This is a genomic window from Shimia haliotis (genome assembly GCF_900114415.1).
Taxonomy (GTDB): Bacteria; Pseudomonadota; Alphaproteobacteria; order Rhodobacterales; family Rhodobacteraceae; genus Shimia; species Shimia haliotis.
This window is the reverse complement of record NZ_FOSZ01000007.1, coordinates 169,907-178,084: the sequence shown is the minus strand read 5'-3', so window position 1 is coordinate 178,084 and position 8,178 is coordinate 169,907. Positions and strand designations below refer to the sequence as shown.

Here is an 8,178-nt window from a genome sequence, read left to right as displayed (position 1 = left end):
CCTTTGGCCATTCGCGTGGACAATGGCCCTGAATACGTCAGTGGTCGATTGCAGACTTGGGCCGAGAACGCCGGGATCGGCCTAATCTACATCCAACCCGGAAAGCCGCAGCAGAACGCCTATGTCGAACGCTACAATAGGACAGTCCGGACAGAATGGCTGGGGCGGTATCACTTCAACAGCATCGAGGAGGTGCAAGACCACGCCACTCACTGGCTCTGGACATACAACAACGAAAGACCAAACATGGGGATCGGTGGCGTGACGCCGATACAGAAATTGAAAGCAGCTTAGATTCTACTGACGCGCCCCTCTAAAAATGGGGGGATTACCGCGGGGTTTGATAGCTGGGTTGATAGGCGCTTGCGGAAATAGAACATGCGGCCCCCGCGCATCAGGTAAGGGCCGGCGTGATACTTGGGCTTTTGGCGGGGTTTTTGCGAGGCTGACTCGCGCCGCTTTTGAGCGTAACGCACCAGGTCATGTGTTGCACCCTGTGTCACAGTTCCAGAATGCTGTAACACACAGGTTGTTTCAAGCTGGGTTAAGCCGTTGTTTTCTTGAGGTTGTCTAAGAAAAGTGGCTGGGGTGGTAGGATTCGAACCTACGGTACGCAGTACCAAAAACTGTTGCCTTACCACTTGGCTACACCCCAACGGTGAGCGGCTAATTACTTTGGGTTCTTGCCGGACGCAAGACCTGAATCGCGATTTGTTGTGGAAAAAATTGGTTTTCTTTTTCGGCGAAGTTTTTCCGTCAAATCAAATCGACCCCGCGTCATTTTATGAAGGGGCCGATGGACAAGTCCTCTTGCAGCGCGGCAAGGTTGATTCAGAAAATGTGAGGAGAGAGACGATGTTTCTAGGCATCCGTCCGGAGATGGAAAACCTGCTCGAGCAGGTGCGGGATATGATCCAGAATGAGGTCATGCCGCTGGAAGAAGAATACCACAAGGAAATTGGAACCGGCGACCGTTGGACGTTCACCGAGCGACAAACCGAGATTCTGGAAGGGCTGAAAGCCAAAGCCAAAGAACGCGGGCTGTGGAACTTCTGGTTGACCGATAGCGAACGCGGTTTTGGGCTGACCACCGTAGAATATGCGTTCTTTGCAGAAGAGATGGGAAAGACGCCTTTGGGGGCGGAAGTGTTCAACTGTTCCGCGCCGGACACCGGCAATATGGAGGTGTTTGAGCGCTATGGCACAGAGGCAATGAAGAAAGAATGGCTGGCGCCGTTGCTGGAAGGCAAGATCCGTTCGGCCTATTTGATGACGGAGCCGGATGTGGCTTCTTCTGACGCAACCAATATTGAAATGTCCTGTGTGCGGGACGGCGATGAATACGTGCTAAATGGCGAGAAGTATTGGTCTTCTGGCGCCGGTGACCCGCGCTGCAAGGTCTATATCGCGATGGTCAAGACCGGTGGTGATGAGCTTCCTGTACACAAGCGTCAGTCGATGATCGTGGTGCCTGCAGGTGCCGAAGGAATCGAGATTCTGCGTCCGATGCTGGTCTATGGTCAGGATGATGCGCCGCATGGTCACATGCACATCAAATTCACCAACGTTCGGGTGCCAGCGGAGAACATTTTGCTGGGCGAAGGCCGTGGATTTGAGATTGCACAAGGCCGGCTTGGGCCGGGACGCATTCACCATTGCATGCGGGCGATCGGTCAGGCGGAAACTGCGCTTGCACAAATGATCCGCCGCTCGCTGGACCGCGAAGCTTTTGGCAAGCAGCTGGCGCATCTGGGGGCGAACTATGACATCATCGCCGAATGCCGGATGGAGATCGAGCAGGCGCGTTTGCTGTGCCTGAAAGCCGCTTGGATGATGGATCAGGGCGACGCGCGCGCCGCAGCACCTTGGATCAGCCAAATCAAGGTTGTGGCACCCAATGTGGCGCTCAAAGTGATTGACGAGGCAGTGCAAATGCATGGCGGCACAGGCGTCAGTCAGGACACGCCTTTGGCGGCGGCTTGGACAGGCGTGCGGACGTTGCGTCTGGCGGATGGTCCTGACGCGGTTCACCGCCGTCAGGTGGCTCGGAATGAGCTGCGGAAGTACACCCAGCAAAAGGTGTAAAAACTGCTGTCTGCATCGTGTAGGTATTGCGTCGGTATCACGTCGGTACCGCAACGGGCGGATGACATAGTCGGACGAGGGGCCCTTCTGGGCCCCTTTTTCTATCCTACGGCGCTGCGCAGAACGCGGAGTTGACAGGGTGGTCGGCGCGCGGCAGCGTCATGCGCTGTCCTTGCACATGTTCTTCAGCAAAGAGAGATGGGTCCGAGATGGCGAAGAGAGAAAAGACCGACGTTCTGGTGGTGGGCGGCGGCACCGCGGGTTTTGGTGCTGCGGTTGCGGCCGGACGGCTGGGTCTTCGGGTGACGCTTCTTGAGGCGACCACAAAAATCGGCGGCGTTATGGCGTTTTGCCCGGGAATGCCGTGGGGCGGTGGCTATCCTGTGGACCGCATCATAGGCGGCCTTTTGGAAGAATTGACGGACCGTCTGATGGAGATGACACCGCCGGCCGCGCAAAAGCGCCCCTGCACCTTGGAGAATTTTGGCCCCGAGATTGTTTATGACCACGACATCGCGACCATGACCATGTTTGAGATGCTGGAAGAGGCCGGCGTTCGGGTCAGGCTTGGTGCTCTGGCGCTTGACCCGACGATGGATGGTGATCGGGTGCGCGAGGTGGTCTGTTGTGATCGCAACGGTGCGTTTGTTGTCGAGCCGAAGATCGTCATTGATTGCTCGGGCGACGGGGATATTTCCGCGAAGGCCGGTGTGCCTTATGCGCTTGGGGATACCTCGGGCAATATGATGGCGGTGACGATTTCTTTTCACATGATGGGTGTGGATTGGGATCGGGCCTTTGCTGAGCCGGACCCGTATTTTCAGAATTACGCCCGCGTCGGCATTGCCGAGGGGCGGCTGCACCCGGATCTTGAGCAGCTTTATCTGATGCGCGGGTTTCACAAAGGTGTGGTTTTTTGCAATTCAGTACATGTGCGCGGCGTGGATGGAACTGATCCTGTGGCCGTTGGGGCGGCAACGCAGGAAGGGCGCCGACGGTGTGCGGAGTTGGCGCGGTTTTTGCAAAGCGATGTGCCGGGATTTGAGGCAGCGCATATGGCCATGCTATCGCCAACAGTTGGCGTGCGGGAAACACGCAAGCTTGAAGGGTTGTATCGCGTCACGGGCGAGGATTTGGCGACGGCGACCCGATTTGCGGATGGCGTCGTCGCCTGTGACAATCCAATTGACGATGTGATGCGGGCGGAGGGCGAGATGACCCACGAGGCCGCAATTGATGCGGGGCAGTTTTACACCATTCCGTTTCGGTCGCTGGTGCCGGAGCGGATCGAGAACCTGATGTTTGCGGGGCGCATTTTGTCAGCCGACGCCAAGGCGTTTGCTTCGGTGCGCGGAATGCCACAGTGCATGGCGATGGGGCAGGCGACCGGAACAGCCGCAGCGCTTGCGCTACGCGATAATTGTGCGGTGCAGGAGGTGCCTCATGCGGCGTTGGTGCGGGCCTTGAGTGATCAGGGCGTCAACCGGCTGTTGCCCGAGCAAGACCGTCCGTGACGGCGGTGAATACTTCAGAGAAGCTGTGGTCTGCATCCGGTGTGACCGATTTGACCGCCTCTGAGACAACGGTCAACAGGCTGGAGCCACCCACGTAAATCACGCGGTCAATCTGCTCGGGCTTCAGGCCCGCCATGGCCAGTGTGTCGTGAACGCCTGCGCGCATGTCATCGCCATAGGGTGCGAGAATGTGGGCCAGTTGAAGGGGGTAGAGCGGGACAGAGAGGCCGGGCTCGAGCGTGGACAGATCAATCCGCGGATCGGCAGCATTGTCGTTAGCGGCGATCTTGCCAGCTTCGGCGGCAAAGGCGATGTCGTGGCCCAACTCGTCACGCAAGACATCAGCAAGGCGGGAGAGCTTTTCCGGCTCTTCGGCCTGTTTCAGCATCTCGGCCACCTTGCGCTGGGTTTGGGCGGTGTAAAGAAAGGGGATTTTCTCCCACGTCGCGAGGTCGTTGAAGATCGCGTTGGGGGTCGGGAATCGGCCGGGGCCGAATTGGTCGCGCAATAGTGAGCCTTTGCCGAGATAGGGCATGACTTCGGTGAAGCTGAGGGTGCGGTCGAAGTCGGTGCCGCCAATGCGTACGCCGTGATTGGCAAGAATGTCTACCTTGCCCAAGTGGCTGCGAAACAGAGAGAAATCCGACGTGCCGCCGCCGATGTCGACGATCAGGCCGATGCCGTCGCTGTCGATCAACGCCCCGTCGGCAATGGCGGCAGCTTCGGGTTCGGGGAGGAAAGTCACCTCATCAAAGCCAGCGGCGAGATAGCATTGGCGCAGGTCGTCTTCGGCCTGGTGTTCGCGTGGATCGCCGGTGCCGTGAAAGACCACTGGCCGCCCCGAGATGGCGTGGTCAAACGTGAGGCCGGTTTGTGCTTCGGCCTCGGTTTTGATGTGACCCAGAAAGCGGGCAATGATGTCAACAAATGTGACGCGGGTGTTCAGGATTTGACGTTTCTCGTGCATCAATGAGGTGCCGAGTACGCGTTTGAGTGCCCGCATGAAACGGCCTTCGTAACCCTCAAGAAGTGCTTTGTTTGCGGGCTCGCCAAGCAATGTTTCGCGGGTGTCGAAATCAAAGAAAAACGTGGTCGGCAGTGTGGTCGCGCCGTCAAACGAAATGAGGCGGGGCTGGCCGTCCTGTATAAATCCTGCGGCGGAATTTGACGTGCCAAAATCAATGCCCAATGCGCCTGCCATGGCATAGTCCCCAGCTTTTGTGATGCGAGTGGCGGGGTTTAGTGGGCCGCGCCGAGTCCGTCAAGTCAGGCCGGAGGACACTTTTGGATTGATGGATGACGATCGATTGCCCATCATTGAGGCGAAATGATTTGGTACGGAAATTGAATTACAGAGAGGTGGACCTTGGAATTTCTCAAAATGGCTGGAACCGCGGCGGCAGCGGCCGTCACAACTGGTGTCGGGATCATGACTTTCCAGCAGGAGTCTGCACAGGCCCAAGCTGATCGTGCGGAGCGGATCAAAGGTGCGGAAGTGCGGATTGAGAAGGTCGAGATGGAACTCGACCGAAAGGAAAACGAGCTGGAAAAGATCGCCGACCGGCTGGATGTGGTTTCAGATCGCGCTGGAAGCGAGAGCTTGCGTCAGGAATTGAAAGCCATGAGTGCGCGCCTGAAAGCCATCGAAAGTGCATCCGCAGTGGCGGGAGCCCCAACTGCCGAGCAGGTCGCGCGCATTCTGATACGCGATTATGCGGACGTGCTGCGCGGGCCGGAGGGGCCGCGGGGCGCGACGGGTGCCAAGGGGGAAAAAGGTGAGCAGGGGGACGCCGGAGGTGGCTCTGCGAACCCGAATGCGCCGATCACGATCTCTACCGAGTATCAAAGTGCCTTTGAGGATCAATACTGGGGTGACGCCCGTGTTTCGTTGATCGGGTGTAGCGGCAAAGGCACACGGGTCAAATGCAGCTTGGTTGCGTTTCCTGAACAGGAGAAATCTCTGAATTTGTTTGCGGATAGGTCACGAGTCGCCCTGCCTAATGGCGTGTTTGCGCAAGGCACGGCCGTCACCATCGGCAATCAGCGAAGCAGCAGGGTTCACGAAACGCTGTCAGCGGGCGTTCCAACGAAGATTGAATATGAGTTTGCTCTGGAAAGCGGCGGGCATGACGGGCTGTTGGAGATCAAGCTGCTGGAGCACACCACCGGCGAGTATCTGGTCTGGAAGAACATTCCACTGTCGCAGTGACCAGTTGGTTTGATTTGGGCTCCGGCCGGTTTTGGGCCGACCGGAGCCTTGGGTTATGACGCTTAGCCGGCTTTGGCGAGCGCAACGCTGGTTTCCGTGTCGGCGCCGACAGTAAACCGCGTGCTGGTGACGACCAGATCGTCGGTCAGCATGTGCAGAGAGTCGATGGAGGCCGCGGTTTCTTCGAACATGGCGGCGTTTTGTTGTGTGACACCTTCCAGGGCGTGCACGGCAGAGTTGACGTCGGCAAGGCGGACGGCCTGATCTTCGGCCTGATGGGCGATGGAATCGATGGAGCGGTCAAGATCGGCCACATGCCCGGAAATGTCGCGAATGGAGGTGCCGGCCTCGGCGATCTGGCGGGCGCCTTCTCCGATTTCGGTTTCCGAAGCGATGATCAGATCGTTGATGTCTTTGGCCGCATCAGAAGACCGCAGGGCCAACGCCCGTACCTCGGAGGCCACAACAGCAAAGCCAAGCCCACTTTCGCCGGCACGGGCGGCCTCGACGCCTGCATTGAGTGCCAGAAGATTGGTCTGAAAAGCGATGTCCTCGATCATTTCGGTGACTTTGGAAATCTTCAGTGAGGTTTCGACGATGCGATCCATGGCAGCCACAGCGTCGGTCACAACACTGGCGCCGGTCTGAGCGACGGTGTGCGCGGATTCGGCCTGAGTGCGGGCGGCGGCGACGCGGGCAGAGACATCCTGAACCGACTGAGTGAGATCGTGCAGCGCCGCGGTCGAGGAGGCGAGGTTGGTGGCCTGTGTTTCGGTGCGCGCGGAAAGGTTATTGGTTTCCGATGAAATGCTGTCTGTATAGCTGCTGATCTCCTTGCTGTTTCTGACAACATTCTGGGTCAGGCGGGAAATGGAGGACAGCGCGTTGTTCAGCGTGGACTGCAATTCCCCGAATGCGCCCTGGAATTCACCGGCCATGCGGTGAGTCAGGTCGCCTTGGGCCATGGCGTTGGACACGTCAATGGCGGCGGCGAGGCCGGCTTCGGTGTTGGCCATAAGCTGATCCAGATGTGCGGCGGCCGCGGTCAGGGTGTCGTCGGTGTATGCCGCGTTGATGCGACGGGAGAAATCGCCACGGCTCGCGGCCTCGGCCATCAAGGATGTACGTGTTTGAAAATCCTCACGTTCCTGATGCATGCGCGCAGCTTCGGCATCGGCGCTGGTTTGCTTGTCAACAACACCGCGGCGCAGAACAAAGCCGTTTGCCAAGGCCGTAAAGAGGCAGGTTATGACAACCAGCAGGCTGGCGGGGATCAGAAGCGACCGGAAGGTCGTCTGCGCCTCGCGCATTTCCTCAGAAATGGCGACCGCCTCAGCGGCAACTGCGGCTTCAAACACGCTCAGCCCCGCAAGTGCGCTCGCATCGGAAATGGATACGGCCCCATCAATGGTTTTGGGTGAGGCATTTTCTGCGATCAGGGCTTCGATGTCGCTAATTTTGCCTTCGTACTCGGCGATTGTTGCGGTGATGTCTCGGAGTGCGTCTTGCTCTGACGCAGACAGATCAAGCACTGCAAGCTTGTCGATCGCCGTGCGAGACTCAGCGAAATTGGTTTTGAGCTTTTCGATCCGTGGCAGATCGCGGCGCAGAACCAGATTTTTGAAATTGTGGATCATGCCGCCATAGCCCATGTGAAAACGCAAGTCGGACAGCGCTTCGGCCTTGGAATAGCCGGCGCCATCCGACGTGGCGTTCTGACTCATTTTGACCTCCCGAAGCGCGCCGAGCATCGCAAGGGCGGGGCCGTCGTCGACGCTGACTTGAGAATCGATGGCAGCGGCTGATTGCCCGTATCTGCGCAGGTTTCGCACGGCACTGAGCTGGGAGGTGTAATTGTCGATCATGTCGATCACAGGTTGCGCCTCATCTCCGGAGACCGCACCGAGATTGATCATGCGTTCAACCGCGGAAAGGGCGGCGCCGGCGTTCTGGTTGGCGGCGCGGTAGTAGATTTCGTCGCCGCGCAGAACGTAGTTTTTGAATCCGTGAATCATGCCGCCATAACCAAGGGAGCGCACAAGTTCTGACATGGCGGTCGTGGCGGGATCGGCCCTGCGGGACACTTGTTGCATAAGGTCAATTGAGCGGTCTGTTCGGTTGACCCCCCAAATGGCAAGCGCGCTGATCATGAGGCCGATGACCAGAATTGAGAGAACGATAAGTTTGCTGAGAGTCGCGACAGAGAGAGATTTGAATGTCTTCATTTTGGCTTTCCGAAGCACCATTTTTCGGCGTCTGATGGAACAGACGGCGGTCTGAATTGTTGTTTCGGACAAAGAGTATTGGTTGTGCGTTAACAGCCTCTGAAATCTCAAAGGCGAAGGGCAAAAGATCGATGAGTCTTTTTGC

Annotated in this window: 6 protein-coding genes and 1 tRNA gene; 4 read left to right on the top strand and 3 right to left on the bottom strand. The window is 57.9% G+C overall.

From position 1 onward, the window contains the following. A partial coding sequence (locus BM069_RS16185; RefSeq protein ID WP_139216227.1) for an integrase core domain-containing protein occupies positions 1-294 on the top strand: 294 nt, incomplete at its 5' end. Between the two features lie 286 nt (positions 295-580). Here the strand turns inward: BM069_RS16185 and BM069_RS16180 are convergent. Then, positions 581-655 (bottom strand) — tRNA-Gln (locus tag BM069_RS16180). Between the two features lie 200 nt (positions 656-855). Between BM069_RS16180 and BM069_RS16175 the strand changes: the two genes are divergently transcribed. Together BM069_RS16175 and BM069_RS16170 are read left to right on the top strand one after the other, a co-directional pair. Then, the gene (locus BM069_RS16175) at positions 856-2,085 is read left to right on the top strand and encodes an acyl-CoA dehydrogenase family protein (RefSeq protein ID WP_093325288.1); all 1,230 of its coding nucleotides are present in this window, start codon (positions 856-858) and stop codon (positions 2,083-2,085) included. 209 nt (positions 2,086-2,294) lie between these two features. Then, a complete protein-coding gene (locus BM069_RS16170; RefSeq protein ID WP_093325263.1) occupies positions 2,295-3,599 on the top strand; it encodes an FAD-dependent oxidoreductase in 1,305 nt (434 codons plus the stop codon). Here BM069_RS16170 and BM069_RS16165 read toward each other — a convergent pair. Further along, positions 3,565-4,800: an Hsp70 family protein gene (locus tag BM069_RS16165; RefSeq protein WP_093325262.1), complete on the bottom strand. Its 1,236-nt coding sequence runs from the start codon at positions 4,798-4,800 to the stop codon at positions 3,565-3,567. The two genes, BM069_RS16170 and BM069_RS16165, sit on opposite strands and share 35 nt — an antisense overlap. Before the next feature lie 165 nt (positions 4,801-4,965). Here BM069_RS16165 and BM069_RS16160 point away from each other — a divergent pair, with 165 nt between their 5' ends. Next, on the top strand, positions 4,966-5,808 hold the full coding sequence (locus BM069_RS16160) for a hypothetical protein (protein ID WP_093325260.1): 843 nt from the start codon (positions 4,966-4,968) through the stop codon (positions 5,806-5,808). A gap of 62 nt (positions 5,809-5,870) precedes the next feature. On the opposite strand, the gene BM069_RS16155 is transcribed toward BM069_RS16160, so the two are convergent. Continuing rightward, complete coding sequence (locus BM069_RS16155; RefSeq protein WP_170846766.1) at positions 5,871-8,033, bottom strand: methyl-accepting chemotaxis protein; 2,163 nt, start codon at positions 8,031-8,033, stop codon at positions 5,871-5,873. Between the last annotated feature and the right edge of the window lie 145 nt (positions 8,034-8,178).